The 25,813-nt window shown below is 71.3% G+C and carries 24 protein-coding genes and 1 pseudogene; 17 read left to right on the top strand and 8 right to left on the bottom strand.

From position 1 onward, the window contains the following. Nucleotides 1-48 precede the first annotated feature (48 nt). A complete protein-coding gene (ychF, locus tag S1361_RS25180; protein WP_208034039.1) occupies nt 49-1,137 on the bottom strand; it encodes a redox-regulated ATPase YchF in 1,089 nt (362 codons plus the stop codon). Between the two features lie 184 nt (nt 1,138-1,321). Between ychF and S1361_RS25175 the strand changes: the two genes are divergently transcribed. Then, nucleotides 1,322-1,858, top strand: coding sequence for a DUF6542 domain-containing protein (locus tag S1361_RS25175; protein ID WP_208034038.1), 537 nt, complete (start codon nt 1,322-1,324; stop codon nt 1,856-1,858). Further along, nucleotides 1,855-2,064: pseudogene (locus S1361_RS40065) on the top strand (DUF6542 domain-containing protein); the annotation flags it as partial. The gene S1361_RS25175 and the pseudogene S1361_RS40065, both read left to right, overlap by 4 nt. A gap of 199 nt (nt 2,065-2,263) precedes the next feature. Here S1361_RS40065 and ppgK read toward each other — a convergent pair. Together ppgK and S1361_RS25165 are read right to left on the bottom strand one after the other, a co-directional pair. Further along, entirely contained in the window at nt 2,264-3,010 is a 747-nt protein-coding gene (gene ppgK, locus S1361_RS25170; protein WP_208034037.1) for a polyphosphate--glucose phosphotransferase, read from the bottom strand. Nucleotides 3,011-3,039: 29 nt separating this feature from the next. After that, a complete protein-coding gene (locus S1361_RS25165; RefSeq protein ID WP_208034036.1) occupies nt 3,040-4,056 on the bottom strand; it encodes a 4-hydroxy-3-methylbut-2-enyl diphosphate reductase in 1,017 nt (338 codons plus the stop codon). Between the two features lie 251 nt (nt 4,057-4,307). Here S1361_RS25165 and xseA point away from each other — a divergent pair, with 251 nt between their 5' ends. From xseA to S1361_RS25150, 3 genes are all read left to right on the top strand, one after another. Then, on the top strand, nt 4,308-5,516 hold the full coding sequence (gene xseA / locus S1361_RS25160) for an exodeoxyribonuclease VII large subunit (RefSeq protein WP_208034035.1): 1,209 nt from the start codon (nt 4,308-4,310) through the stop codon (nt 5,514-5,516). Continuing rightward, a complete protein-coding gene (locus tag S1361_RS25155; RefSeq protein WP_208034034.1) occupies nt 5,513-5,743 on the top strand; it encodes an exodeoxyribonuclease VII small subunit in 231 nt (76 codons plus the stop codon). The genes xseA and S1361_RS25155 overlap by 4 nt, the downstream gene beginning before the upstream one ends. A 147-nt stretch (nt 5,744-5,890) precedes the next feature. After that, a complete protein-coding gene (locus S1361_RS25150; protein ID WP_208034033.1) occupies nt 5,891-6,481 on the top strand; it encodes a malonic semialdehyde reductase in 591 nt (196 codons plus the stop codon). Nucleotides 6,482-6,623: 142 nt separating this feature from the next. On the opposite strand, the gene S1361_RS25145 is transcribed toward S1361_RS25150, so the two are convergent. Beyond that, complete coding sequence (locus S1361_RS25145) at nt 6,624-7,151, bottom strand: DUF4245 domain-containing protein (RefSeq protein WP_208034032.1); 528 nt, start codon at nt 7,149-7,151, stop codon at nt 6,624-6,626. 128 nt (nt 7,152-7,279) lie between these two features. On the opposite strand from S1361_RS25145, the gene glpX reads away from it, so the two are divergent. Next, on the top strand, nt 7,280-8,314 hold the full coding sequence (gene glpX / locus S1361_RS25140; protein ID WP_208034031.1) for a class II fructose-bisphosphatase: 1,035 nt from the start codon (nt 7,280-7,282) through the stop codon (nt 8,312-8,314). Nucleotides 8,315-8,422: 108 nt separating this feature from the next. Here glpX and S1361_RS25135 read toward each other — a convergent pair whose 3' ends face one another. Then, nucleotides 8,423-8,800 (bottom strand): WhiB family transcriptional regulator, encoded by a 378-nt coding sequence (locus S1361_RS25135; RefSeq protein ID WP_208034030.1) that lies wholly within the window; start codon nt 8,798-8,800, stop codon nt 8,423-8,425. Between the two features lie 171 nt (nt 8,801-8,971). Continuing rightward, nucleotides 8,972-9,661, bottom strand: coding sequence for a DUF1707 SHOCT-like domain-containing protein (locus tag S1361_RS25130; RefSeq protein ID WP_208034029.1), 690 nt, complete (start codon nt 9,659-9,661; stop codon nt 8,972-8,974). 145 nt (nt 9,662-9,806) lie between these two features. On the opposite strand from S1361_RS25130, the gene S1361_RS25125 reads away from it, so the two are divergent. From S1361_RS25125 to S1361_RS25110, 4 genes are all read left to right on the top strand, one after another. Continuing rightward, entirely contained in the window at nt 9,807-11,477 is a 1,671-nt protein-coding gene (locus S1361_RS25125) for a fumarate hydratase (protein WP_208034028.1), read from the top strand. A 147-nt stretch (nt 11,478-11,624) separates the two neighbouring features. Continuing rightward, nucleotides 11,625-13,010, top strand: a complete 1,386-nt coding sequence (locus S1361_RS25120; protein WP_208034027.1) for a class II fumarate hydratase — start codon at nt 11,625-11,627, stop codon at nt 13,008-13,010. A gap of 83 nt (nt 13,011-13,093) precedes the next feature. Continuing rightward, on the top strand, nt 13,094-13,783 hold the full coding sequence (gene fomD, locus S1361_RS25115) for a cytidylyl-2-hydroxypropylphosphonate hydrolase (protein ID WP_208034026.1): 690 nt from the start codon (nt 13,094-13,096) through the stop codon (nt 13,781-13,783). A 244-nt stretch (nt 13,784-14,027) separates the two neighbouring features. Next, a complete protein-coding gene (locus tag S1361_RS25110) occupies nt 14,028-16,148 on the top strand; it encodes a SpoIIE family protein phosphatase (protein WP_425087249.1) in 2,121 nt (706 codons plus the stop codon). 66 nt (nt 16,149-16,214) lie between these two features. On the opposite strand, the gene S1361_RS25105 is transcribed toward S1361_RS25110, so the two are convergent. Then, nucleotides 16,215-18,551 (bottom strand): transglycosylase domain-containing protein, encoded by a 2,337-nt coding sequence (locus S1361_RS25105; RefSeq protein WP_208034024.1) that lies wholly within the window; start codon nt 18,549-18,551, stop codon nt 16,215-16,217. 215 nt (nt 18,552-18,766) lie between these two features. Here S1361_RS25105 and S1361_RS25100 point away from each other — a divergent pair, with 215 nt between their 5' ends. The 5 genes from S1361_RS25100 to S1361_RS25080 all read left to right on the top strand — a co-directional run bounded on the left by S1361_RS25100 (nt 18,767) and on the right by S1361_RS25080 (nt 23,551). Continuing rightward, entirely contained in the window at nt 18,767-19,678 is a 912-nt protein-coding gene (locus S1361_RS25100; protein ID WP_208034023.1) for an SPFH domain-containing protein, read from the top strand. Further along, nucleotides 19,675-19,908 carry a type II toxin-antitoxin system antitoxin gene (locus S1361_RS25095; protein ID WP_243769291.1) on the top strand — a complete coding sequence of 78 codons (234 nt, stop codon included), beginning with the start codon at nt 19,675-19,677 and terminating at the stop codon, nt 19,906-19,908. Before S1361_RS25100 ends, S1361_RS25095 begins: the two co-directional genes overlap by 4 nt. Nucleotides 19,909-20,001: 93 nt before the next feature. Beyond that, nucleotides 20,002-20,526, top strand: coding sequence for a PadR family transcriptional regulator (locus tag S1361_RS25090; protein WP_208034021.1), 525 nt, complete (start codon nt 20,002-20,004; stop codon nt 20,524-20,526). Further along, complete coding sequence (locus S1361_RS25085; protein ID WP_208034020.1) at nt 20,523-21,212, top strand: ABC transporter ATP-binding protein; 690 nt, start codon at nt 20,523-20,525, stop codon at nt 21,210-21,212. Before S1361_RS25090 ends, S1361_RS25085 begins: the two co-directional genes overlap by 4 nt. Continuing rightward, complete coding sequence (locus S1361_RS25080; protein ID WP_208034019.1) at nt 21,209-23,551, top strand: ABC transporter permease; 2,343 nt, start codon at nt 21,209-21,211, stop codon at nt 23,549-23,551. Before S1361_RS25085 ends, S1361_RS25080 begins: the two co-directional genes overlap by 4 nt. A gap of 68 nt (nt 23,552-23,619) precedes the next feature. Here S1361_RS25080 and S1361_RS25075 read toward each other — a convergent pair whose 3' ends face one another. Beyond that, the gene (locus S1361_RS25075; protein WP_208034018.1) at nt 23,620-24,567 is read right to left on the bottom strand and encodes a LysR substrate-binding domain-containing protein; all 948 of its coding nucleotides are present in this window, start codon (nt 24,565-24,567) and stop codon (nt 23,620-23,622) included. A gap of 138 nt (nt 24,568-24,705) precedes the next feature. Between S1361_RS25075 and S1361_RS25070 the strand changes: the two genes are divergently transcribed. Then, entirely contained in the window at nt 24,706-25,260 is a 555-nt protein-coding gene (locus S1361_RS25070) for a peroxiredoxin (protein ID WP_014674690.1), read from the top strand. Between the two features lie 3 nt (nt 25,261-25,263). Continuing rightward, a complete protein-coding gene (locus S1361_RS25065) occupies nt 25,264-25,797 on the top strand; it encodes an alkyl hydroperoxide reductase (RefSeq protein WP_014674689.1) in 534 nt (177 codons plus the stop codon). The last annotated feature ends 16 nt before the right edge of the window (nt 25,798-25,813 follow it).

Below are 25,813 nucleotides of genomic sequence, written 5' to 3'. Positions count from 1 at the left end.
ATCATCCGAAGAGGGGCCCACCCCCGAGGGAATGGGCCCCACCACCCGTCAGACGTTGAACCTGAACTCCACCACGTCGCCGTCCTGCATGACGTAGTCCTTGCCCTCCATGCGGGCCTTGCCCTTGGCGCGGGCCTCGGCGACCGAGCCGGTCTCGACCAGGTCGGCGAAGGAGATGACCTCGGCCTTGATGAAGCCCTTCTGGAAGTCGGTGTGGATGACACCGGCCGCCTCGGGGGCCGTGGCGCCCTTCTTGATCGTCCAGGCGCGGGACTCCTTGGGGCCGGCCGTCAGGTAGGTCTGCAGGCCGAGGGTGTCGAAGCCGACGCGGGCGAGGGTGGCGAGGCCGGGCTCGTCCTGGCCGACGGACTGGAGCAGCTCCAGGGCCTCCTCCTCGTCCAGCTCGGCGAGGTCGGCCTCCAGCTTGGCGTTGAGGAAGATGGCCTCGGCCGGGGCGACCAGGGCACGCTGCTCGTTCTTGAAGTCCTCGTCGGTCAGCTCGTCCTCGTCGACGTTGAAGACGTAGAGGAAGGGCTTGGTGGTGAGCAGGTGCAGATCGTGGAGGAGCTCCGCGCGCTCGCTGCCCTGGACGATGCCGTGCGTGAAGAGCGTGTCGCCCTTCTCCAGGATCTCCTTGGCCTCCTCGACGGCCTTGACCTTGGGCGCGACGTCCTTCTTGATCCGCGACTCCTTCTGGAGCCGGGGCAGGACCTTCTCGATGGTCTGGAGGTCGGCGAGGATCAGCTCGGTGTTGATCGTCTCGATGTCGTCCTTCGGCGAGACCTTGCCGTCGACGTGGACGACGTTCTCGTCCTTGAAGGCGCGGATGACCTGGCAGATCGCGTCGGACTCGCGGATGTTCGCGAGGAACTTGTTGCCCAGGCCCTCGCCCTCGGAGGCGCCGCGCACGATGCCGGCGATGTCGACGAAGTCGACCGTGGCCGGGAGGATGCGCTCCGACTTGAAGATCGAGGCCAGCTGGGCGAGGCGGGCGTCGGGCACGCCGACCACGCCGACGTTGGGCTCGATCGTGGCGAACGGGTAGTTGGCCGCCAGCACGTCGTTCTTGGTCAGGGCGTTGAACAGGGTCGACTTGCCGACATTGGGCAGGCCGACGATTCCGATCGTGAGCGACACGTTGCGACTTCCCGTAGTGAGTGGGCCAGGGGCTGCCAGGGGCCAGAGACCGACACTGGCCGATCCACCAGTTTACGGCGTCCCGGGCGCCCGCCTCGCGGGAGCGTCGAACGCCCGGCCAAGCTCCCTCCACCGGCGTGTCTGGGGCCCGATTCAGCACATAAACAGACCTAGGTTGGTCTCTGTGGAGCAACACAGAACGCGACCCCCGAACAACGGACCGCGACGCGGCACGCCCTCCTCGCCCCCGCTGCCGCCGCAGGAACGGCGCCGGCCGGGCGGCGAGCGACGGCCCGCCCGGCCGGTGGGCGAGGTGCGGCCCGGCCCGCCGGGCCCGCGGCTGCCGAACCCCCGGCTGACCGGGCTCGGCAGCGGGCTGTTCTGCGCGGCGGCGATGTTCCTGCTCGGCTTCCTGGACCAGCTGCTGTTCGGCGCGTCCCTCACGGTCTACGGCGTGCTGTTCCTGCCGGTGTGCGTGCTGACGGCGCTGTGGGTGCGCGGCGGGGACGTGCTGACCGCGCCCGTCGTCGCGCCGATCGCGTTCGCCGCGGGCCTGCTGCCGGTCGCCGAGGGCGGCGGGGGGCTGCTCGGACGCATGATGGGACTGGTCACCGGCCTCGCCACCCAGGCGGGCTGGCTCTACGGAGGAACGCTCACCGCCGGGCTGATCGCACTCGTCCGCCGGGTGCGCTGGGTACGACGCCGCCGCCGACGGAGCTGACCGCGCCCGTCGTCGCGCCGATCGCGTTCGCCGCGGGCCTGCTGCCGGTCGCCGAGACCGGCGGGGGGCTGCTCGGACGCATGATGGGACTGGTCACCGGCCTCGCCACCCAGGCGGGCTGGCTCTACGGAGGAACGCTCACCGCCGGGCTGATCGCACTCGTCCGCCGGGTGCGCTGGGTACGGCGCCGCCGCCGACGGAGCTGACCGCGCCCGGGGGACTTCCGCGGGTCAGGCCGTCCGGCCGGCTCCGGCGGCCGCGCCTCCTGGCCGGCCCGGGCCCGGAACGGCGCGGGGCAGCCGCTCGGCACGCGGGAGGGCCGTCCCGCGCGGGCGCCGGCCGGCCACACCCCCGGTGTCCTCCGGGCCCGGCCCGCGGCCCGGCGGGACCCGGGCGGAGGCCGGCCTAGGCGTGCTGGGCCGCTCTCATCGCCGCTCCCACGATCCCCGCGTTGTTCTGCAGCTGCGCCGGGACGATCTCGGCCTTGATGCCCTCGATGAGGTGCAGGAACTTGTGAGCCTTGCGGCTGACGCCGCCGCCGATGATGAACAGCTCGGGGGAGAACAGCATCTCCACGTGGGCCAGGTACTTCTGGACGCGGTGGGCCCACTGCTCCCAGCTGAGGCCGTGGTCCTCCTTGGCCTTGCTGGAGGCGTGCTTCTCCGCGTCGTGGCCGTTCAGCTCCAGGTGGCCCAGCTCGGTGTTCGGGAGCAGGGTGCCGTCCACGAAGACGGCGCTGCCGATGCCCGTGCCGAAGGTGAGCAGGATCACCGGGCCCCGGCGGTCCCGCCCGGCGCCGAACTCCATCTCGGCGACGCCCGCCGCGTCCGCGTCGTTGACCACGGTCACCGGGAGGCCGCCGAGTCTGCCGCTGAACAACGCGCGCGCGTCCGTGTCGATCCAGCTCTTGTCCACGTTCGCCGCCGTACGGACCGTGGCGCCGCCGGTGACCACTCCGGGGAAGGTCAGCCCGACCGGGCCGGTCCAGCCGAAGTGGTCCACCACCTGTTTGACCCCGTCGGCCACGCCGTCGGGCGTCGCCGGGTGCGGGGTGAGCACCTTGCAGCGCTCGTGGGCCAGGTCGCCCCGGTCCAGATCCACTGGGGCGCCCTTGATCCCGGATCCGCCGATGTCCACGCCGAAGATCTGCATGGCTCCACGTTACGACGGGCCACCGACAGTCACGCCTCGGGCGTACCGCTTCCGCCGCGCTCGGCGACCAGGGCCGCCGCCTCCTCGCGCAGGTCACGGCGGAGTTCCTTGGGCAGCGAGAAGGTGATCGACTCCTCGGCGGCCTTGACCAGCTCCACGTCCACGTAACCGCGCTCGGCGAGCCACTCCAGCACCTGCTCGACCAGCACGTCCGGCACGGAGGCCCCGGAGGTGACGCCGACCGTGGACACGCCCTCCAGCCAGGCCTCGTCGATCTCGTCGGCGAAGTCCACCAGGTAGGCCTCGCGGGCGCCGGCGAGCTTGGCGACCTCGACCAGCCGCTTGGAGTTGGAGGAGTTGCGCGAGCCGACGACGATGACCAGCTCGGCCTCGGCGCCCATCTGCTTCACGGCCAGCTGACGGTTCTGCGTCGCGTAGCAGATGTCGTCGCTGGGCGGGGAGACCAGCCCGGGGAACTTGGTCTTCAGGGCGTCGACGGTCTCCATGGTCTCGTCCACGGAGAGGGTGGTCTGGGAGAGCCAGACGACCTTCGACGGGTCGCGGACCTCCACCTTCTCGACGTCCGCGGGGCCGTCGACCAGCTGGATGTGGTCGGGGGCCTCGCCGGAGGTGCCGATGACCTCCTCGTGGCCCTCGTGGCCGATCAGGAGGATGTCGTAGTCCTCGCCCGCGTACCGGACGGCTTCCTTGTGGACCTTGGTGACCAGGGGGCAGGTGGCGTCGATCGTGGCGAGCCGGCCCTGCCGGGCCTCCTCGTGCACCACGGGGGCGACGCCGTGCGCCGAGAACATGACGATGTTGCCGGGCGGCACCTCCTCCGTCCGCTCGACGAAGACGGCGCCCTTCTTCTCCAGGGTCTGCACGACGTACTTGTTGTGGACGATCTCGTGCCGGACGTAGATCGGGGCCCCGTACTGCTCCAGGGCCTTCTCGACGGCGATCACGGCGCGGTCCACGCCGGCGCAGTAGCCCCGGGGGGCGGCGAGCAGGACACGGCGGCCAGAGGAAGCGGTCATGCGTCCCATCGTAAGGCCGCGTTCCGGGGCGCAGAGATCGCGTCCCCGCGCACCCGCGGTGAGGATTCGCGCGTATGCCCGACACCGGAACGACGGCTTCCACCACCGCCGCGCGCCACCGGTCGCGGCGTGGCCTCGGCTTCCGGGTCCTCGTGGTCCACGGGCCCCTCGGAGTGGCTGCGCGGGGACCCGCAGCCGGACACGGCCGGCGCCCCACGGCGCGCAGCCGGACTGTCGGTACCGGCCGTTAGGCTCGCCGCATGGCTGTGAACACGTCTCCCGAAGCCCCGCTCCCCGTAGGCGAGGTCTCCCGTCTGATCGGGGGATGGATCGACCGGCTCGGCGCGGTGTGGGTCGAGGGACAGATCACGCAGCTGTCGCGCCGGCCCGGCGCCGGCGTCGTGTTCCTCACGCTCCGCGACCCCTCGTACGACGTCTCGGTCAGCGTGACCTGCTACCGCCAGGTCTTCGAAGCGGTCGCGGACGTCGTCGGCGAGGGCGCCCGCGTCGTCGTACTGGCGAAGCCGGAGTGGTACGCCCCGCGGGGCCAGCTCTCCCTGCGGGCCGCCGAGATAAGGCCGGTCGGCGTCGGCGAGCTGCTGGCCCGGCTGGAGCAGCTGAAGAAGGCGCTCGCGGCCGAGGGCCTGTTCGCGCCGGAGCGGAAGAAGCCGCTGCCGTTCCTGCCGCAGCTGATCGGGCTGGTGTGCGGCCGGGCCTCCGCCGCGGAGCGGGACGTGCTGGAGAACGCCCGGCACCGCTGGCCCGCCGTCCGCTTCGAGGTGCGCAACGTCCCCGTGCAGGGTGTGCACGCCGTGCCCCAGGTCGTGCAGGCCGTCAAGGAACTCGACGCGATCGACGAGGTGGACGTGATCATCGTCGCGCGCGGCGGCGGCAGCGTCGAGGACCTGCTGCCGTTCTCCGACGAGCAGCTGGTGCGGGCCGTGGCCGAGTGCCGCACGCCCGTGGTGTCCGCGATCGGGCACGAGCCGGACAATCCGCTGCTGGACCACGTCGCCGACCTGCGCGCGTCCACGCCGACGGACGCGGCCAAGAAGGTCGTACCCGATGTCGGCGAGGAACTGGAGCGGGTGCGGATGCTGCGCGACCGGGCGCGGCGCTGCATGGCGGCGTTCGTGGAGCGGGAGCAGCGCGGGCTGGCGCATGCGCTGGCCCGGCCCTCGATAGAGGATCCCCACCGGATGCTCGACGAGCGCGCCGACCAAGTGGCCTCGCTGCTGGAGCGCGGCCGGCGGACCCTGGGACATCTGCTGGACCGGGCGGACTCGGAGCTGACGCACACGCACGCGCGGGTGGTGGCCCTCTCCCCCGCCGCGACGCTCCAGCGCGGTTACGCGGTGCTCCAGCGGGCGGACGGGCACGTGGTGCGCGGTCCGGCGGAGGTGACGGCGGGCGAGGCGCTGCGGGCCCGGGTCGCCGACGGTGAATTCACAGTGAAGGTGAGCGAATGACGAGCAAGGTGGACGAGGCGCTCTCGTACGAGCAGGCGCGGGACGAGCTGATCGAGGTCGTACGGCGGCTGGAGGCGGGCGGTACCACGCTGGAGGAGTCCCTGGCGCTGTGGGAGCGCGGCGAGGAGCTGGCCAGGGTGTGCCGGCGCTGGCTGGAGGGCGCCCGGGCCCGGCTGGACGCGGCGCTGGCCGAGGAGGAGGCGGAAGAGGAGGAGAGCGCCGGGTAGGCGCGCGGCCACCGTGGGCTGTGAGGCGGGTCACCGCGGCCAGGCTTTTGTTGAAGGTTGAACTTCACTGGCGTAGTGTCGTCCCGTCAGCCGATCCGGACCGCGGTCCGGTACGTCGGATCAAGACGTCTACCAGGAAGTACACGCATGTCTCTCGTTCTTGACCCCGCCGCCCAGGACCTGCTGTTCCGCGAGGCCCGCACCGCGAACACCTTCACCGACGAGCCGGTGACCGACGAGCAGGTGCAGGCGATCTACGACCTGGTCAAGTACGGCCCGACCGCCTTCAACCAGAGCCCGCTGCGCATCACCCTGGTCCGCTCCCCCGAGGCCCGTGAGCGCCTGGTGCAGCACATGGCCGAGGGCAACCGGCCCAAGACGGCCACCGCCCCGCTGGTCGCGATCCTCTCCGCGGACAACGAGTTCCACGAGGAGCTGCCGACCCTCTTCCCGCACTTCCCGCAGGCCAAGGACCTCTTCTTCAGCGAGCGTCCGGCCCGTGAGGGCGCCGCCGGGCTGAACGCCGCCCTGCAGGCCGCCTACTTCATCATCGGCGTCCGCGCCGCGGGCCTCGCCGCCGGCCCGATGACCGGCCTCGACTTCGAGGGCGTCCGCAAGGAGTTCCTGGACGACGACCACACCCCGCTGATGGTCGTCAACATCGGCAAGCCGGGCCCGGACGCCTGGTTCCCGCGCTCGCCGCGCCTGGCGTACGAGGACGTCGTCACGACCGTCTGAGCGGGATCCGTACGGCGATCGTCACGACGATCCGTACAGGGATCCGTACGGCGATCCCCACGGCCATCCGTACGGCGATCCCCACGGCAAGAGGCCCCCGGCATCACCGGGGGCCTCTTCGCGTGCGCGGAGACGGTGCGGGTCACTCCATCTTCAGCGCGGCCGCCATCGTCGTCAGCTCCGCGAAGGAGCCGGTGCCGGCCACCACCGTGGTGGAGCCGGGCGTGTCCTGCAGGACCAGGGCGTCGTACCGGCCGCCGGTGTAGCGGGTCCAGGTGCGGCCGTCGATCGTCTCGGTCCGCTTCGTCGCCGAGCCGCCCTGGCTGGCCTGGTCGATGAAGTCGGTGCGCTTCTGCGTGGACTGCTCGACCTGCACGTACTGGCCGTCCGGGGTCCGGAAGCCGAGGTGCCAGCGGTCGGAGTTCGCGCCCTGGAAGCGTACGGAGGTCGCCTTCCAGGTACTCGGCAGGCCCTCGGGTGCGGCCACCGGATAACTCGCCGCCCGGCGGGCCGTGAGCAGCTCGACCCGGTAGTCGACCCGCTTGAGGTCGGGAGCGTGATCGTCGTGCGGGATGGTGAGGAAGTAGACGACCGCCGCCGCGATGCCGATCAGGGCCAGGGAGAGAACCATGTCCCGGGCCGTCTTCTGCTTGCCGTTCGAACCTGCCACGCCCTCTATCGTCGCAGGTGTCCCTTGCGCTCATCCGTGGGGTCCCCTGCTCATTTTGTCTGTCCGGCGATAGAGTCAGGGTCCAATACCCTCATCCGGCCGTCGTCGTATCAGAAAGGTGCGCTCCGATGACCGAAAATCATCACCTGCCGTCCGAGCTCGATGTTCCCTCCGAGGCTCCCGACCGCAACCTCGCCCTGGAACTCGTCCGGGTGACCGAAGCCGCCGCGATGGCCGCGGGCCGCTGGGTGGGGCGCGGTGACAAGAACGGCGCCGACGGCGCCGCGGTGCGCGCCATGCGGACCCTCGTCTCCACCGTCTCGATGAACGGCGTGGTCGTCATCGGCGAGGGCGAGAAGGACGAGGCCCCGATGCTCTTCAACGGGGAGCACGTGGGTGACGGCACCGGCCCCGAGGTCGACATCGCCGTCGACCCGATCGACGGCACCACGCTCACGGCCAAGGGCATGCCGAACGCGATCGCCGTGCTGGCCGCCGCCGAGCGGGGCGCCATGTTCGACCCGTCCGCCGTGTTCTACATGGACAAGCTGGTCACCGGTCCCGAGGCGGCCGACTTCGTCGACATCAACGCGCCCGTCGAGGTGAACATCCGGCGGATCGCGAAGGCCAAGCGGTCCGCGCCGGAGGACGTGACCGTCGTCATCCTGGACCGGCCGCGGCACGAGAGCCTGATCCGGGAGGTCCGGGAGGCCGGCGCCCGCATCAAGCTGATCTCCGACGGCGATGTCGCCGGCTCGGTGTACGCACTGCGCGAGGGCACCGGCGTCGACCTGCTGCTCGGCATCGGCGGCACGCCGGAGGGCATCATCTCGGCCTGCGCCGTGAAGTGCCTGGGCGGCACCATCCAGGGCAAGCTGTGGCCCAAGGACGACGAGGAGCGGCAGCGGGCCATCGACGCGGGGCACGACCTGGACCGCGTGCTCACCACCGACGACCTGGTGTCCGGCGAGAACGTGTTCTTCGTCGCGACCGGCATCACCGACGGTGAGCTGCTGCGGGGCGTGCAGTACCGGTCGGAGACCGCGCTCACCGAGTCGATCGTGATGCGGTCGAAGTCGGGGACCGTGCGGAGGATCTACTCCGAGCACCGGCTGAGCAAGCTGCGGGCCTACAGCGCGATCGACTTCGACCGGGCCAAGTAGCCGCTGCCGGGGGTCGGCGCCCCCGCGTACCCGAGGAGCGCCCTCTGTGCGGAGAGGGCGCTCCTTGTCCGGGCTTTCCAGCCCGCCATGCGGTTCGCGTCCGGGCTTTCAGCCCGCTATGCGGTTCGCCGCCGTCGCGCGCGCCGCCTTCTTCAACTCCATCTCGCGCCTGCGGCGCCGCGCCAGCACCACCCGGCGTTCGGCTGCCGTGAGGCCGCCCCAGACTCCGTAGGGCTCGGGCTGCAGCAGGGCGTGTTCGCGGCACTCGACCATGACCGGGCAGCGGGAGCACACCCGCTTGGCCGCCTCCTCGCGGGACAGCCGGGCCGCGGTCGGCTCCTTCGACGGGGCGAAGAACAGACCGGCCTCGTCGCGCCGGCACACCGCCTCGGTGTGCCAGGGTGCGTCTTGATCCCTGTCTCGCGCTGGCACCCGCTGGGCCGGAACGGCAGCGACCTGCAGGGACGAATGCGGCGGTTGCAGCACGGTCTACTCCTGACGACGGCTTCGCGAGCGAGAGACGATGCAGCAAGGCCTACCCGCTGTGCGCGCGCCTATGCACAGCGTTCCCATCCGCAGGCGCGCGGCGAAATCTTCACGCCCCCGACCGGGCGGCACCGCCACGGCGGACGGGCCACCGGCCCGGGTTCGCGACCGTCAGTGCCCCAGGTGCTTGCGCAGCTTGCGGTCGACCTTGTCCTGGACGCGCTCCAGGATGTCCGCCACGAGCTTGCCCCGCTTGGGCCGCGCCTCGACGTTGCCGAGGACGGCCCAGCCGTCGACGTGGACCACCGGCGCCTCGGGGTCGGCCGAGTCCAGCGGGCTGACCTCGAAGTTGCCGAGCACACCGCCCCCGGTGCCGCGCAGCGAGACGTTCTCCGGGACGCGGATCTGGACGTCGCCGAAGACGGAGACCGCCTTGATCACCACCTGCTGGTACTCGAAGATCGCCTCGCTCAGGTCGATCTCGACGCTGCCGAAGACGGCGTACGCGTGCAGCCGGCGTCCGGCCCGCCAGCGGCCCCGGCGCATGGCGCTGCTGAACACCGCCACCACGTTGGCGTCCGCCTCCGCCGGAATCGCCTCGGGGCTGACGCGCGGCGGCGCCGGCATGGAGGCGGGCCCGGCGGGACGCCGGTGGCCGGCCGGCAGGTCCCGGATGAAGACCTCCAGCTCACCCACCGTCTTGGCGTGCAGCACCCCCTCCACGCGCTCGGCGTGCTCGTCGGCGGTCAGCCGGCCCTCGGCGAGGGCCTCCCGGAGGATGTCGGCGACCCGGTCACGGTCGGCGTCGGAGGCGCGCAACTCGGCCGCGGGTGTGGGTGCGTTCTGCTTCTGAAGGTCCACGGCAGCAGCGTACCGAAACACGATAGATCGCGACACCCCGAACTGAGCCTTACCTCACAGGTTCGCCGTCGGCGGCAGGTTCTACGCTGGACGGGCCCGCCAGCGTCGGCGGGCCGCCGTCCGTCAGAGTGAGGAATGGGCTGAGATGCCTGAGTTCGCGTACACCGATCTGCTCCCCCAGGGCGAGGACACCACCCCGTACCGGCTGGTGACCTCCGAGGGCGTGTCCACCGTCGAGGGACCGGACGGGCGGACGTTCCTCAAGGTGGAGCCGGAGGCGCTGCGCAAGCTGGCCGAGGAGGCCATCCACGACATCCAGCACTACCTGCGCCCGGCCCACCTCGCCCAGCTGCGCCGGATCATCGACGACCCGGAGGCGTCGGCGAACGACAAGTTCGTCGCGCTGGACCTGCTGAAGAACGCCAACATCGCGGCGGCCGGCGTGCTGCCCATGTGCCAGGACACCGGCACGGCGATCGTGATGGGCAAGCGCGGCCAGAACGTGCTGACGGCGGGCCGCGACGAGGAGGCCCTCAGCCGCGGCATCTACGACGCCTACACCAGGCTGAACCTGCGCTACTCGCAGATGGCTCCGCTCACCATGTGGGAGGAGAAGAACACCGGCTCCAACCTGCCGGCCCAGATCGAGCTGTACGCCACCGACGGCGGCGCCTACAAGTTCCTGTTCATGGCCAAGGGCGGCGGCTCCGCGAACAAGTCCTTCCTGTACCAGGAGACGAAGGCCGTCCTGAACGAGGCCTCCATGATGAAGTTCCTGGAGGAGAAGATCCGTTCGCTCGGTACGGCCGCCTGCCCGCCGTACCACCTGGCGATCGTCGTCGGCGGCACGAGCGCCGAGTACGCCCTGAAGACCGCGAAGTACGCCTCCGCCCACTACCTGGACGAGATCCCCGCCGAGGGCTCGGAGCTGGGCCACGGCTTCCGGGACAAGGAGCTGGAGCAGAAGGTCTTCGAGCTGACGCAGAAGATCGGCATCGGCGCGCAGTTCGGCGGCAAGTACTTCTGCCACGACGTGCGCGTGGTCCGGCTGCCGCGGCACGGCGCCTCCTGCCCGGTCGCGATCGCCGTCTCCTGCTCGGCCGACCGCCAGGCCGTCGCGAAGATCACCGCCGAGGGCGTCTTCCTGGAGCAGCTGGAGACCGACCCGGCGCGCTTCCTGCCGGACACCACGGACGAGCACCTCGAATCCGACGGTGACGTGGTGAAGATCGACCTCAACCAGCCGATGGACACGATCCTCGCCGAACTGACCAAGTACCCGGTGAAGACCCGCCTGTCGCTGACCGGCCCGCTGGTCGTGGCCCGTGACATCGCCCACGCCAAGATCAAGGAGCGGCTGGACGCGGGCGAGGAGATGCCGCAGTACCTGAAGGACCACCCGGTGTACTACGCGGGTCCGGCGAAGACCCCCGAGGGCTATGCCTCCGGCTCCTTCGGCCCGACCACGGCCGGCCGCATGGACTCCTACGTGGAGCAGTTCCAGGCCGCGGGCGGCTCCAAGGTGATGCTCGCCAAGGGCAACCGCAGCAAGCAGGTCACCGACGCGTGTGCCGCGCACGGCGGCTTCTACCTCGGCTCCATCGGCGGCCCGGCCGCCCGCCTCGCCCAGGACTGCATCAAGAAGGTGGAGGTCCTGGAGTACGAGGAGCTGGGCATGGAGGCGGTCTGGAAGATCGAGGTCGAGGACTTCCCGGCGTTCATCGTGGTGGACGACAAGGGCAACGACTTCTTCCAGGACCCGGCCCCGCAGCCGACGTTCACGTCGATCCCGGTGCGGGGGCCCGGCCTGGCCTGACCCGGCGCCGGACGCCCGCCCCTGACGAGCGCGGGGGCGGGCGTCGGCCGTCGCGGGCAAGGGCCGGCAGGAGGGGCCGGTTGCCGGCACGCCCCCCGGGTGGGTCAACGCCCGGAACATCGCCGGGCTCCCGATCGCTATACGGGTATGAGCGAATACCGGATCGAGCACGACTCCATGGGTGAGGTACGCGTCCCCGCCGAGGCCAAGTGGCGGGCCCAGACGCAGCGTGCCGTGGAGAACTTCCCCATCTCCGGGCAGCGCATCGAGCGGGCCCACATCGAGGCGCTGGCCCGCATCAAGGCGGCGGCGGCGAAGGTCAACGCCGAGCTGGGCGTGCTGGACAAGGACGTGGCGGAGGCGATCCAGGAGGCGGCCGGTGAGGTCGCCGCGGGCGACTGGGACGAGCACTTCCCGGTGGACGTGTTCCAGACGGGCTCCGGCACCTCGTCCAACATGAACACCAACGAGGTCATCGCCACGCTCGCGACCGAGCGGCTCGGCCGGGACGTGCATCCCAACGACCACGTCAACGCCTCGCAGTCGTCGAACGACGTCTTCCCGTCCTCGATCCACATCGCGGCCACCGCCGCCGTCACCCACGACCTGATCCCGGCCCTGGAGCACCTGGCCGCGTCCCTGGAGCGCAAGTCCGAGGAGTTCGCCGACGTGGTGAAGTCGGGACGGACGCATCTGATGGACGCCACCCCGGTGACGCTCGGCCAGGAGTTCGGCGGATACGCGGCCCAGGTGCGGTACGGCGTCGAGCGCCTCAGGGCCTCCCTGCCGCGCCTGGCCGAGCTGCCGCTGGGCGGCACGGCGGTGGGCACCGGCATCAACACCCCGCCCGGGTTCTCCGCCGCCGTCATCGAGGAGGTCGCCCGGGTCACCGGGCTGCCGCTCACCGAGGCCCGCGACCACTTCGAGGCGCAGGGCGCCCGGGACGGCATCGTGGAGGCCAGCGGACAGCTGCGGACCATCGCGGTCGGCCTGACGAAGATCGCCAACGATCTGCGCTGGATGTCCTCCGGGCCGCGCACCGGCCTCGCCGAGATCCGGCTGCCCGACCTCCAGCCCGGCTCCTCGATCATGCCGGGCAAGGTCAACCCGGTCGTCCCGGAGGCCGTGCTGATGGTCGCCGCCCAGGTCGTCGGCAACGACGCCACCATCACCACCGCGGGCGCCGCCGGCAACTTCGAACTGAACGTGATGCTCCCGGTCATCGCGAAGAACGTGCTGGAGTCGGTCCGGCTGCTCGCCAACGTCTCGCGGCTGCTGGCCGACCGCACGATCGACGGCATCACGGCCGACCGCGAACGGGCCCGCGAGTACGCCGAGTCGTCGCCGTCCGTGGTGACCCCGCTGAACAAGTACATCGGCTACGAGGAGGCCGCGAAGGTCGCCAAGAAGTCCCTCGCGGAGCGCAAGACGATCCGCCAAGTCGTCCTGGAGAGCGGGTACGTGGAGCGTGGCGACCTGACCCTGGAACAGCTCGACGCGGCGCTGGACGTCCTGCGGATGACGCGCCCGTGACCGTGAGCGAACCTTTCCGGCCAGCCGCGCACCAGGTGACGCGCGCCGCAGCGTCGTATGCCGGTGGCACCTAATATCTGTCCATGACGGACGACGGAACGGTGACACGAGCGACGGCGGGACCTGGGACGTACTGGGCCCCGGGGACGCACATCCTGTGGCGTTACCGGGAGAACGGCGGCGAGCACTTCCACATCGCCCGGCCCGTCACCGTCGTACGGGACGACGCGGACCTGCTGGCGGTGTGGCTCGCCCCCGGTACCGAGTGTGTGAAGCCGGTCCTGGCCGACGGCACGCCCGTGCACCTGGAGCCGCTGGAGTCCCGTTACACCAAGCCGCGCGCCGTCCAGCGGGACCGCTGGTTCGGCACGGGCGTGCTGAAGGTGGCCCAGCCCGGCCGGCCCTGGTCGGTGTGGCTGTTCTGGGAGCCTGGCTGGCGGTTCAAGAACTGGTACGTCAACCTGGAGCAGCCGCTGGCCCGTTGGGCGGGCGGGGTGGACTCCGAGGACCATTTCCTGGACATCTCGGTGCACCCGGACCGGACCTGGCACTGGCGGGACGAGGACGAGTTCGCGCAGGCCCAGCGGGACGGGCTGATGGACACGGAGACCGCCGAGCGGGTGCGGGCGGCCGGACGGGAGGCGGTGGAGGTGATCCGCGCGTGGGAGACGCCGTTCGCGGACGGCTGGCAGCACTGGCGCCCGGACCCGTCCTGGGCGGTACCTTCTCTCCCCGAGGACTGGCACCGTACTCCGGCGCATGTGTCCTCATGAGACCCTTGATGCGCCCCCGGGCAAGAACCGTAGGATCGTCCTCCGCAAGGGCGCTTAACTCCCGGAGCATGCGCCGGGCTTGACCGATCGTCACCGAGGGGCGGCAGGACGTGAGCGAGGGGTACCAGGGCACCACCAAGGCCGGCCCCGCGGGAAATCCGTTCCCGGGGCACGTATTGCGGGTATCGGCATTTCGGCGGGACCGACTGTGCGCCCGGCGCTCCCGGCGCACAGCCCCGGACGGATGGATGCGACACGCGTGACGGAGCAGCCCACCTCCTTCGAACGCCCCCAGCCGGGCGTCGACCCCGCGGAGGCCCGCGGGGCTCTTCTGCGTGCCCAGGAGCAGCCCGTGCAGCAGCTCGGCAACCCGGCCTTACCCGCGCAGGCCCGGGCCGAGGGTCCGCCCTCCGGCCCGGGCACGGCCACGCCCTGCGACCAGGGAACGGACGGCCAGGGGAAGGAGCTCCCAGTCAACGGCCCCGAGCACTCCCAGCCCGCCACCACCGAACCCGATGCCCATCGCCCGCGCCCCGCGCCGGAGGCCATCCCGGTCCAGCCCGGCGCCGGGCAGGAGCGGGCGCCGGGCGGTGAGGAGCGCCGTACCGGGCGCGCACTGCCGCCGGGGCGGCCGATGCCCATGCGGCGGGACGGGGACCGGCTCAGGTTCGTGGGCGCGGCCACCCGGCGGATCGCCCGCGGGCTCGACCTGGACGAGATCGTGATGGGGCTGTGCCGGGCCACCGTGCCGACGTTCTCCGACGCGATCCTGGTCTATCTGCGCGAACCGCTGCCGGTCGGCGACGAGCGGCCCAGCGGTCCGGTGGTGCTGCGGCTGCGCCGTACCGACCGGATACCTCAGGAGCGGGACACCGACGGGGTGCTGCTGCCGCCGGCGTTCGACCCGGAGCCGGAGCCGTCCGTGCTGGCGGATCTGTCGTCGCTGACCACCGAGCTGTGCGAGGTGCGGCCGGGCGGCGCGCTGAACGAGGTGCTGCGCGGGGTGCGGCCGGTGTTCGCCGACGCGCCCGCCGCCCGGGCCGCGCTGCCCGAGCTGCTCGGCGAGGGCGGCGAGACGGTCGTACCGGGCGGGCAGCACGCGATTCTCGCGCCGCTGCGCGGCCGGCGCCGGGTGATCGGCGCAGCCCTGTTCCTGCGCCGCCCGGACCGGCTCGCCTTCGAGGCGGACGACCTGCTGGTGGCCGCCCAGCTGGCCACGCACAGCGCGCTCGGCATCGACAAGGCGGTGCTGTACGGCCGGGAGGCGTACATCGCCGACGAGTTGCAGCGCACCATGCTGCCCGAGACGCTGCCCCGCCCGACCGGTGTCCGGCTGGCGTCCCGCTATCTGCCGGCGGCCGAGACCGCGCGGGTCGGCGGCGACTGGTACGACGCGATCCCGCTGCCCGGCAGCCGGGTGGCGCTGGTCGTCGGCGACGTGATGGGCCACTCGATGACCTCTGCGGCCATCATGGGCCAGCTGCGCACGACGGCGCAGACGCTGGCGGGGCTCGACCTGCCGCCGCAGGAGGTGCTGCACCACCTGGACGAGCAGGCGCAGCGTCTGGGCACCGACCGCATGGCGACCTGCCTGTACGCCGTCTACGACCCGGTGACGCACCGCATCACGATCGCCAACGCGGGCCATCCGCCGCCCGTCCTGCTGCACCTGGGCGGCCGGGCCGAGGTGCTGCGGGTGCCGCCGGGCGCGCCGATCGGCGTCGGCGGGGTCGACTTCGAGGCGGTCGAGCTGGACGCGCCCGCCGGCGGCACGCTGCTGCTGTACACCGACGGTCTGGTGGAGTCCCGGCTGCGGGACGTGTGGACGGGCATAGAGCAGCTGCGGGAGAAGCTGGCCGCGACCGCGCAGCTGACCGGCCCGGACCATCCGCCGCCGCTGGAAGCGCTGTGCGACGAGGTGCTGGACATGCTCGGCCCGGGCGACCGGGACGACGACATCGCGCTGCTCGCGGCCCGGTTCGACGGGATCGCGCCGAGCGATGTCGCCTACTGGACGCTGGAGCCGGAGGACTCCGCCCCGGGACAGGCCCGTCGGCTGGCCCGGCGGGCACTCGCCCGCTGGGACCTGGAGGAGCTGACGGACTCGGTGGAGCTGCTGGTCAGCGAGGTCGTGACGAACGCCGTGCGGTACGCGTCGCGGCCGGTGACGCTGCGGCTGCTGCGCACGGACGTGCTGCGCTGCGAGGTCGGCGACGACGTGCCGCAGCTGCCGCGGCTCAGGCAGGCCCGGGCCACGGACGAGGGCGGACGCGGCCTGTACCTGGTCAACAGGCTGGCCCGGCGCTGGGGCGCGACCCGGCTGAGCACCGGCAAGGTGGTGTGGTTCGAACTGAACCGGGGCTGACGCCTCCCTGGTCATGAGCGAAGGGCGCCCGGAGCACTGGCTCCGGGCGCCCTTCGCCGTCCGCGTCTACGGGGTGAGGTCACCGTCGGGGTCGAGCGGGTCCTCGGTGGTGGGCTCCGTCGGCGGTGCGGTGGTCGGGCTCTGCGTCGGTGTCCTGGTGGGCGTCTGGGACGGCGTCCGGGACGGGGTCTGCGACGGCGTCTCGGTCGGCGACTGGGACGTGGGCGGCGCGCTGCTCGGGGTCTGCGACGGCGTCTGGGTCGGGGTGTGCGTGAACGTCGGCGTCTCGGTCGGCTCGACCGCGGCGCCCTGCGTGGTGTTCAGCTCGAACTTCGCGTTGCCCGTGACGCCGAAGGTGTACGCGGCCCAGATCTTCGCCGGGTAGCCGCCGCCGTTGACCCGGCCGGGCGGCGGGAGCAGGCCGGTCGCGCCCTTCATGGACACGTGGGCCTTGGTCTTCGGGTCCTCGCCGAACAGGCCGACGGAGGTGACCAGGGTCGGCGTGTAGCCGGTGAACCAGGCCGACTTGTTCTCGTCGGAGGTTCCGGTCTTGCCCGCGACCTGCTGGCCGTCGCGCAGCGGGTTGCCCGCCACCGACTCCTGGGCCGTACCGTCGTCGACCACGCCGGTGAGCACCGAGGTGACCGTGTCGGCGGCGGTGCGGCTGATCACGGAGCCGCCGACCGGGTTCGGCATCTCCACCGAGCGGCCCTTGTTCTCCGCCGACTTGATGATCGTCGGGGTCACCTTGTAGCCGTGGTTGGCGAAGGTGGCGTAGATCCCGGCCATCTCCAGGGGGCTGGCGCCCATCGAGCCGAGGGTCTGGGCGGGCACCGCCTGCATGCCCTTGGTGTCCATGCCGAGCTTGTTCGCCGTGCCCATCACCTCGTGCATGCCCACGTCGACGCCCATCTGCGCGAAGACGGAGTTGACGGACTTGTTCATGGCTTCCTGGACGGTGATGTCGTCGTAGCTGACGTTGTCCTCGTTCGGCGGGGCGAAGCCGACCGGGGAGCCGTGGTCCACGACCGGACGGCGGCTGGTGCCGTCGTAGAGGGTGCTCGCCGTGATGGGCTTGCCGTCCTGGGTGGTGGCGTTCTCCTCCAGGGCGGCGGCGAGGATCACCGGCTTGAACGTCGAGGCGGGCTGGTAGTCCCGGCGGGTGGCGTTGTCGAAGTAGTGCTTGTAGTAGTCCTGACCGCCGTAGAGCGCGACGACCTTGCCCGTCTTGGGGTCGACGGAGACGGCGCCGGCCTGGATGTCGCCGTCGACCTTGCGCTTCTTCGGGTCAAGCTTGCCGGTCAGCTGGGCCTTGACGGCCCGCTCCAGCGCGGACTGCTTCTTCCGGTCGATGTTGAGGGTGATGGTCCACCCCTTGTCGATGACCGCGTTCTCCGCCTGGGACTGGGTCAGGCCCTCCTGCGCCATGAGCTGCTGTTCCAGCTGCTGGTTGGCGAGTTCGACCAGGTAGCCCTTCTGCCCTCCGAGACCGGGGGCGCCCTTGGGCTCCTTGGGGTAGGGGAAGTGCAGCTCGTTCCGCTTGGCCTTGGGGAGCCAGCCCTCCTCGACCATGTTGTCCAGTACGTAGTTCCAGCGCTGCTGGACCAGCCGCTTGCCGGTCTTGGTGGCGACGGCCCAGTCGTACTGGCTGGGGGCCTGGAGCAGGGCGGCGAGGTAGGCGCCCTGTGCGACGCTGAGATCCTCGGCGTCGACGTGGTAGTAGGCCTGGGCGGCGGCCTGGATGCCGTAGGCGTTGCGGCCGTAGTAGCTGGTGTTGATGTAGCCGGCGAGGATGTCGTCCTTGGACTTCTCGCGGTCCACCTTGAGCGAGATGACCAGCTCCTTCAGCTTGCGCGTGACGGTCTGGTCCTGGTTCAGGTAGTAGTTCTTGACGTACTGCTGGGTGATCGTGGAGCCGCCCTGCTTGCCCTTGCCGGACAGCGTGTTGACCAGGCCGCGGGCGGTGCCGCGGAAGTCGACGCCGGAGTCGTGGTAGAAGCTCTTGTTCTCCGCGGCGACGAAGGTCAGCTGGACCTTCCGGGGCACCTTGGACAGGTCGACGATCTCGCGGTTGACCTCGCCCTTGCGGGCCAGAATCGTTCCGTCACTGAACTTGTAGACGTTGCTCTGCTGACGGGCGGCGGCGTTGCCCTCGGGGATGTCCACGTACAGGTACAGGCCGATGAAGCCCAGGATGCCCAGCAGGCACACCCCGAAGAAGGTGCCGAGGATCTTCTTCCAGCCGAAGATCCGGCGTATGAGGCTCTTGGCCGGCTTTCCGGCCGCGGCGGGCTTTCCGGCCGTGGCGGAGCTTCCCGCCGCGGTGGATGTGGGGCGGCGGCGCCCGGACGCCGCGCGGCGGCTACCGCGCTGTCGCGCTCGTCTCTCTTCCGCTCGTCCCATGGGTCCCTACGCTCGCTTCCGTCTCGGGGTCAGCTTGGAAAGCTAACACCCCTCTATATGACAAAGGGCGTCCGATCCGTTCTTTTACGGACGTGACAATCAGCACCCGCCCCATCGGAACCGACGGCAATCACTGGCCCAGGGTTGCTCGGCGCGTTAAAGTGATATCACTTAGCTAGAACCAAGCTAGGCGCTACGAGAACGGGGGAACACCCATGTCCGACATACCCGAGATGCCCACTCCACGGGTGCGCGAGTTCACCGCCCACAGCATCGGCGGCGGGCTCGCCCTGCTGCTCGGCATCATCGGGCTCGGCGCCTCGATCGCGCTGTTCGCGGCCTCCGGCGCGGCACCCTCCTCCGCCGCCGAGGGCGGGCTCATCCTCGCGGGCGTGGTGGTGCTGCTCGCGTCCGTCATCGGGATGCGCGGCCTGAACACGGTCGCGCCGGGCGAGGCCCGGGTCGTCCAGCTCTTCGGGCGCTACCGGGGCACGATCCGGCAGGACGGCCTGCGCTGGGTGAACCCCTTCACCTCGCGGACCCGGATCTCCACCCGGGTGCGCAACCACGAGACGGCCGTACTGAAGGTCAACGACGCCTACGGCAACCCCATCGAGCTGGCGGCGGTCGTGGTGTGGAAGGTCCAGGACACCGCGCAGGCCACCTTCGAGGTGGACGACTTCGCCGAGTTCGTCGCCACGCAGACCGAGACGGCCGTGCGGCACATCGCGATCGAGTACCCGTACGACGCCCACGACGAGGACGGCCTGTCGCTGCGCGGCAACGCCGAGGAGATCACCGAGAAGCTGGCCGTCGAGCTCCAGGCGCGGGTGGAGGCGGCCGGGGTGCGGATCATCGAGTCGCGCTTCACGCATCTCGCGTACGCTCCCGAGATCGCCTCGGCGATGCTCCAGCGGCAGCAGGCGGGCGCGGTCGTCGCGGCCCGGCGGCAGATCGTGGACGGCGCCGTGGGGATGGTCGAGGCGGCGCTGGCCCGGATCGCGGAGGCGGACATCGTGGACCTGGACGACGAGCGGAAGGCGGCGATGGTGTCGAACCTGATGGTGGTGCTGTGCGGGGACCGGGCTCCGCAGCCGGTCCTCAACACCGGGACCCTCTACCAGTGACGGACCCCGCCAACAGCCCGGGGCGCCGGCCGCAGCAGCGCAAGCAGGTGCTGCTGCGGCTGGACCCGTCGGTGTACGAGGCGCTGGCGCGGTGGGCGGGGGACGAGCTGCGGTCGGCGAACGCCCAGATCGAGTTCCTGCTGCGCAAGGCGCTGGCGGAGGCGGGGCGGCTGCCGAAGGACACCGGTCCGCTGCCGCGGCGGGGTCGCCCGCCTGTATCGGAACCGTGACAATCGGGCCCCACCTGCGGGGCCCCACCGCCTGCCACGACTCCGGCACGGCGTGTATACATCCCGCGTATACACCGTGTGTAGAGTGCTGCCATGTCCATCGGTCACACCCTTCTGGGGCTCCTGGAGTCCGGCCCGCGCCACGGCTACGACCTCAAGCGGGCCTTCGACGAGAAGTTCGGTCACGACCGGCCGCTGCACTACGGCCAGGTCTATTCCACGATGTCCAGGCTGCTCAAGCACGGCCTCGTGGAGGTCGACGGGATCGAGGCCGGCGGCGGCCCCGAGCGCAAGCGGTACGCCATCACCGACGCCGGCATCACCGACGTCGAACGCTGGCTCGCCACCCCGGAGAAGCCGGAGGAGTACCTCCAGTCGACCCTCTACACGAAGGTCGTCCTCGCCCTCCTCACCCACCGCGACGCCGCCGACATCCTCGACGTCCAGCGGGCCGAGCACCTGCGCAGCATGCGCATCCTCACCGACCGCAAGCGCAAGGGCGACCTCGCGGACCAGCTGATCTGCGACCACGCCCTGTTCCACCTGGAGGCGGACCTGCGCTGGCTGGAACTGACGGCCGCCCGCCTCGACAAGCTCCGTGCGGAGGTGACCCGATGACCATTCCGCCCGGCTCCCTGCTCGCCGCCGAGGACCTGCACAAGTCCTACGGCCCCACGGTCGCCCTCGACGGCGCCGGGTTCTCCATCCACCCCGGCGAGGTCGTCGCCGTGATGGGACCCTCCGGCTCCGGCAAGTCGACGCTGCTGCACTGCCTCGCCGGCATCGTGCCGCCCGACTCCGGTTCCATCCTCTACAACGGCCGGGAACTGGCCGGCATGAGCGACACCGAGCGCAGCGCGCTGCGCCGCAGCGAGTTCGGCTTCGTCTTCCAGTTCGGCCAGCTGGTCCCGGAGCTGACCTGCGTGGAGAACGTGGCGCTGCCGCTCCGGCTGAACGGCCGCCCCCGCAAGGAGGCCGAGCGGGCCGCGCTCGCCTGGATGGAGCGGCTGGAGGTGGACGACCTCGGCAGCAAGCGGCCCGGCGAGGTCTCCGGCGGCCAGGGCCAGCGCGTCGCGGTGGCACGGGCCCTGGTCACCGAGCCCCGGGTGATCTTCGCCGACGAGCCGACCGGCGCGCTCGACTCCCTCAACGGCGAGCGCGTGATGGAGCTGCTGACCGACGCGGCCCGTTCCACCAACGCGGCCGTCGTGCTGGTCACGCACGAGGCCCGGGTGGCCGCCTACTCCGACCGGGAGATCGTCGTACGCGACGGCAGGTCCCGGGACATGGAGCGGGCCATATGAACGTGCGGCAGTGGAGCAGGGACCTGGGCCTGGGCGTCCGGTTCGCCTTCACCGGCGGACGCGAGGGCTGGGTCCGGATGGTGCTGACGGCGGTCGGCGTCGGCCTGGGCGTGGCGCTGCTGCTGCTGACGACGGCGCTGCCGAACATCCTGACCGCCCGGGACCGGGTGGAGGACGCCCGCCAGGACTTCTCGGCCGACTACACCGTCGCCAAGGCGGACGACACCGTGCTGCTCGCGGTCACCGACACCTCGTGGCACGGCAAGGACATCCGCGGCCGGCTGCTGGAGCCGGAGGGCGCCAAGTCACCGCTGCCGCCCGGCATCGGCCACTTCCCGGCGAAGGGCGAGATGGTGGTCTCGCCCGCGTTGAAGCGGCTGCTGGAATCGGACGGGGCGAAGCTGCTGCGCGAGCGGATCCCGTACCGGATCACCGGCAACATCGACGACAGCGGGCTGATCGGCTCGCACGAACTCGTCTACTACGCGGGCGCCGAGGGCCTCTCGCCGCACTCGGGCGGCACGCGGGTCGAACGGCTGAAGGCGTTCGGCAATCCCAACCCGACGCCGGAGAAGACCGACCCGGTGCTCATCATGATGACGCTGGTCGTGTTCGTGGTGCTGCTGATGCCGGTCGCCGTGTTCATCGCCGCGGCCGTGCGGTTCGGCGGGGAGCGGCGCGACCGCCGGCTGGCCGCGCTGCGGCTGGTGGGCTCCGACAGCAGGATGACCCGGCGGATCGCGGCCGGCGAGGCGCTGGCCGGGGCGCTGCTCGGACTGGTCGTCGGTACGGTGTTCTTCCTGATCGGACGCCAGGTGGCGGGCTCCGCCGAGGTCATGGGCGAGAGCTTCTTCCCGAGCTACCTGGACCCCTCCCCGACGCTGGCCGCGCTGGTCGCGGTGGCGGTTCCGGCGGCCGCCGTGCTGGTGACGTTGCTCGCCATGCGCGGGGTGGTGGTCGAGCCGCTCGGTGTGGTGCGCACGGCCAAGCCGTCCCGGCGGCGCCTGTGGTGGCGCCTGCTGCTGCCGTTGGCCGGCCTGGCGATGCTGTACCCGATGGTGGGCCACGGCCGTGACAACGGCGCCTTCAACGAGTACCTGGTCGTGGGCGGTGTGCTGCTGCTGCTCGTCGGCGTGACCGCACTGCTGCCCTGGCTCGTGGAAGCGGTCGTCGGCCGGCTCGGCGGCGGCTCGGTCTCCTGGCAACTGGCCGTACGCCGGTTGCAGTTGAGCAGTGGCACGGCCGCCCGCATGGTCAACGGCATCGCGGTGGCGGTGGCCGGTGCGATCGCGCTGCAGATGCTGTTCGCGGGCGTGGAGAGCCAGTACACCAAGGAGACCGGGAAGGACCCCGGCCGGGCCCAGATGCAGGTCAGCCTGTCCGGCAGCGGCCTGCCGGCCGCCGCCGCCCGCACGCGGTTCGCCCGCACCGAGGGGGTACGGACGTCGGTGACGCTGTCCACCGGCCAGGCCGGCGGTGAGCGCCGGGACCCCGAGCGCAGCGTCGGCTTCACCGTCGGCGACTGTGCCGCGCTCCGGGAGGTCGCCCGCCTGCCCTCCTGCCACGACGGCGACGTGTTCGCCCTGGACACCCCCGGCTACGACGCCGAATACATGGCCCAGATCCGGCCCCTCATGCGGCCGGGCACGCGGGTGTGGATCGACCCGACCGAGGGCGAGGTGCGCGGCCGGGAGATCCACTGGACGCTGCCGGCCACGGTCCGCACGGCCCCCGCGCGCAAGGACTCGCTGCAGAGCGACCCGACCGGCCTGCTGGTCACCCCCTCCGCCCTGCCCGCGAAGGCCGCCTCCGTGCTGCACGACCAGGTCTTCCTGCGCCTGGACGACTCGGTACCGGACGCCGAGGAGTACGTGCGCACCACCGCCGCCCGCGTCGACGCCCTGTCCTACCCCTGGACCTGGTCGGCCACCGAGCAGTCCAACCGGTACACCTCGCTGCGCACCGGCCTGTTCATCGGCGCGGTCTGCGTGCTGGCGCTGATCGGGGCGAGCCTGCTGGTCTCCCAGCTGGAGCAGTTGCGCGAGCGGCGCAAGCTGCTGTCGTCCCTGCTCGCCTTCGGCACCCGGCGCCGCACGCTGGGCCTGTCGGTGCTGTGGCAGACGGCGGTACCGATCGCGCTGGGTCTGTTGCTGGCCTCGGTGGTGGGCCTGGCCCTCGGGGCGCTCCTGCTGAAGATGGCGGACACCGCGGTGAGCATCGACTGGGCGAGCGTGCTGTCGATGGCCGGCGCCGGCGCGGCGGTGGTCCTCGCGGTCACCCTGCTGAGCATGCCGCCGCTGATCCGGCTGATGCGTCCGGAGGGACTGCGCACGGAGTAGGCGGGGCAGCCAAGCCGTCGGGGGCGGGGGGTGTGGCCGGAGACCGGGGCACCCCCCTTCCCGGTGCGCTAGTCGGCCTCTTCCAGGACCCGCACCGGCAGGGCGCGCAGCGCCTCGCGCAGGGCCTCCGCCAGTTCCTCGTACTCGGCGGCCCGGGCCGCGCCCGCGCGCATGGCGAAGGCGACCCGGCGGGTCGGGGCGGGCTCGGCGAAGTAGCCGGTCAGCAGCCGGCTGCTGCGGGCGGTCTCCAGTTCCAGCGCGGTCCGCGGCAGCAGCGTGCAGCCGAGGCCGCCCGCCACCAGCTGGACCAGCGTGGACAGTCCGGCGGCCGTGGTGGTGACCGGCGCGTCCTCGCGGCCGGCCTCCCGGCAGATGTCCAGGGCCTGGTCGCGCAGGCAGTGGCCCTCGTCCAGGAGCAGCAGGTTCAGCTCCTTCAGCGCCTCGCGCGGGATCCCCTCCCGGCCGCCGAGCCAGTGGTCGGGCGGGGTGACGAGCACGAAGTCCTCGTCGAACAGGGGGAGTTCCACCACCCCGGGCACGCCGAGCGGCACGGCCAGCAACAGCAGGTCGAGCCGGCCGGAGTTCAGGCCGTCGAGCAGGCTGGCGGTCTGCTCCTCGTGCACCTGGAGGTCGAGGTGCGGGTAGCGCTCGTGGACCAGCCGCAGCACGGCCGGCAGCAGGTACGGCGCCACCGTCGGGATCACCCCGAGGCGCAGGACGCCCGTGAACGGCGCCCGGACCGCCTCCGCCTCCTCCAGCAGCGCGCCTACCGCCTCCAGCACCGCCCTGGCGCGCACGGCGAGGCGCTCCCCCGCGGGCGAGAGCAGTACCTTGCGGGTCGTACGCTCAAGGAGGGTCACGCCGAGGGTCTCCTCCAGCGCCGAGACGGCGCCGGACAGGGCGGGCTGGCTCATCCCGATGGCCGCGGCCGCGTCCCGGAAGTGCAGATGCTCCGCCACGGCGGCGAACGCCCGCAGCTGCGCCAGGCTCGGCTGCCTCCGCTTGCCGTTACTCATGGTCACTGATAGCCGCCTCCGATCAACACAACCGAGTGTAGCTATTTCCCTAATCAATGACCCCTGTGCCAACATCGACAACGTCCAACCCATGGGAAACACCCCAAAAGGGAAGTTTCCTCGCTGCAAGGAGAGCGTGTGCTCACTGTCGGTGACAAGTTCCCCGAGTTCGAACTGACCGCCTGCGTCTCGCTGGAGAAGGGCAAGGAGTTCGAGCAGATCCACCACAAGTCCTACGAGGGCAAGTGGCTCGTGGTCTTCGCCTGGCCCAAGGACTTCACGTTCGTGTGCCCGACCGAGATCGCCGCGTTCGGGAAGCTGAACGACGAGTTCGCCGACCGCGACGCCCAGATCCTCGGCTTCTCCGGCGACTCCGAGTTCGTCCACCACGCCTGGCGCAAGGACCACCCGGACCTGACCGACCTGCCGTTCCCGATGATGGCGGACTCCAAGCACGAGCTGATGCGCGACCTCGGCATCGAGGGCGAGGACGGCTTCGCGCAGCGCGCCGTCTTCATCGTCGACCCGAACCACGAGATCCAGTTCACGATGGTCACCGCCGGTTCCGTGGGCCGCAACCCCAAGGAGGTCCTGCGGGTCCTGGACGCCCTGCAGACCGACGAGCTGTGCCCCTGCAACTGGACCAAGGGCGAGCAGACCCTCGACCCGGTCGCGCTGCTGGCTGGTGAGTGACCCGTGTCGCTCGACTCCCTCAAGTCCCGTATACCGGACTACGCCAAGGACCTGAAGCTCAACCTGGGCTCGGTCATCGGCAACTCGGAGCTGCCGGCGCAGCAGCTATGGGGCACGGTGCTGGCGACCGCCATCGCCTCCCGTTCCCCGATCGTGCTGCGTGAGCTGGAGCCGGAGGCGAAGGCGAACCTCTCGCCGGAGGCGTACCAGGCCGCCAAGTCGGCCGCCGCCATCATGGCGATGAACAACGTCTTCTACCGCACCCGGCACCTGCTGTCCGACCACGAGTACGGCACCCTGCGCGCGGGTCTGCGGATGAACGTCATCGGCAACCCGGGCGTGGAGAAGGTCGACTTCGAGCTGTGGTCGTTCGCGGTCTCCGCGATCAACGGCTGTGGCATGTGCCTGGACTCGCACGAGCAGGTGCTGCGCAAGGCCGGCGTGGAGCGCGAGACCGTCCAGGAGGCGTTCAAGATCGCTTCCGTGGTGCAGGCGGTCGGTGTCACGCTGGACGCCGAGGCGGTCCTGGCCGAGTAGGCGAGCCGCTGCCCAG

It is taken from the genome of Streptomyces cyanogenus, assembly GCF_017526105.1.
Classification (GTDB): domain Bacteria; phylum Actinomycetota; class Actinomycetes; order Streptomycetales; family Streptomycetaceae; genus Streptomyces; species Streptomyces cyanogenus.
Note: the sequence above shows the minus strand (reverse complement) of the source record. Positions and strands in the feature narration are given on the sequence as shown.

Coding starts and splice junctions, on each gene's coding strand:
- S1361_RS25105 (WP_208034024.1), bottom strand. CDS start 18,551: ATGGGACGAGCGGAAGAGAGACGAGCGCGACAGCGCGGTAGCCGCCGC.
- S1361_RS25100 (WP_208034023.1), top strand. CDS start 18,767: ATGTCCGACATACCCGAGATGCCCACTCCACGGGTGCGCGAGTTCACC.
- S1361_RS25110 (WP_425087249.1), top strand. CDS start 14,028: ATGGATGCGACACGCGTGACGGAGCAGCCCACCTCCTTCGAACGCCCC.
- S1361_RS25085 (WP_208034020.1), top strand. CDS start 20,523: ATGACCATTCCGCCCGGCTCCCTGCTCGCCGCCGAGGACCTGCACAAG.
- xseA (WP_208034035.1), top strand. CDS start 4,308: ATGGCTGTGAACACGTCTCCCGAAGCCCCGCTCCCCGTAGGCGAGGTC.
- fomD (WP_208034026.1), top strand. CDS start 13,094: ATGACGGACGACGGAACGGTGACACGAGCGACGGCGGGACCTGGGACG.
- glpX (WP_208034031.1), top strand. CDS start 7,280: ATGACCGAAAATCATCACCTGCCGTCCGAGCTCGATGTTCCCTCCGAG.
- S1361_RS25120 (WP_208034027.1), top strand. CDS start 11,625: ATGAGCGAATACCGGATCGAGCACGACTCCATGGGTGAGGTACGCGTC.
- ppgK (WP_208034037.1), bottom strand. CDS start 3,010: ATGCAGATCTTCGGCGTGGACATCGGCGGATCCGGGATCAAGGGCGCC.
- S1361_RS25165 (WP_208034036.1), bottom strand. CDS start 4,056: ATGGGACGCATGACCGCTTCCTCTGGCCGCCGTGTCCTGCTCGCCGCC.
- S1361_RS25075 (WP_208034018.1), bottom strand. CDS start 24,567: ATGAGTAACGGCAAGCGGAGGCAGCCGAGCCTGGCGCAGCTGCGGGCG.
- S1361_RS25125 (WP_208034028.1), top strand. CDS start 9,807: ATGCCTGAGTTCGCGTACACCGATCTGCTCCCCCAGGGCGAGGACACC.
- S1361_RS25090 (WP_208034021.1), top strand. CDS start 20,002: ATGTCCATCGGTCACACCCTTCTGGGGCTCCTGGAGTCCGGCCCGCGC.
- S1361_RS25155 (WP_208034034.1), top strand. CDS start 5,513: ATGACGAGCAAGGTGGACGAGGCGCTCTCGTACGAGCAGGCGCGGGAC.
- S1361_RS25150 (WP_208034033.1), top strand. CDS start 5,891: ATGTCTCTCGTTCTTGACCCCGCCGCCCAGGACCTGCTGTTCCGCGAG.
- S1361_RS25080 (WP_208034019.1), top strand. CDS start 21,209: ATGAACGTGCGGCAGTGGAGCAGGGACCTGGGCCTGGGCGTCCGGTTC.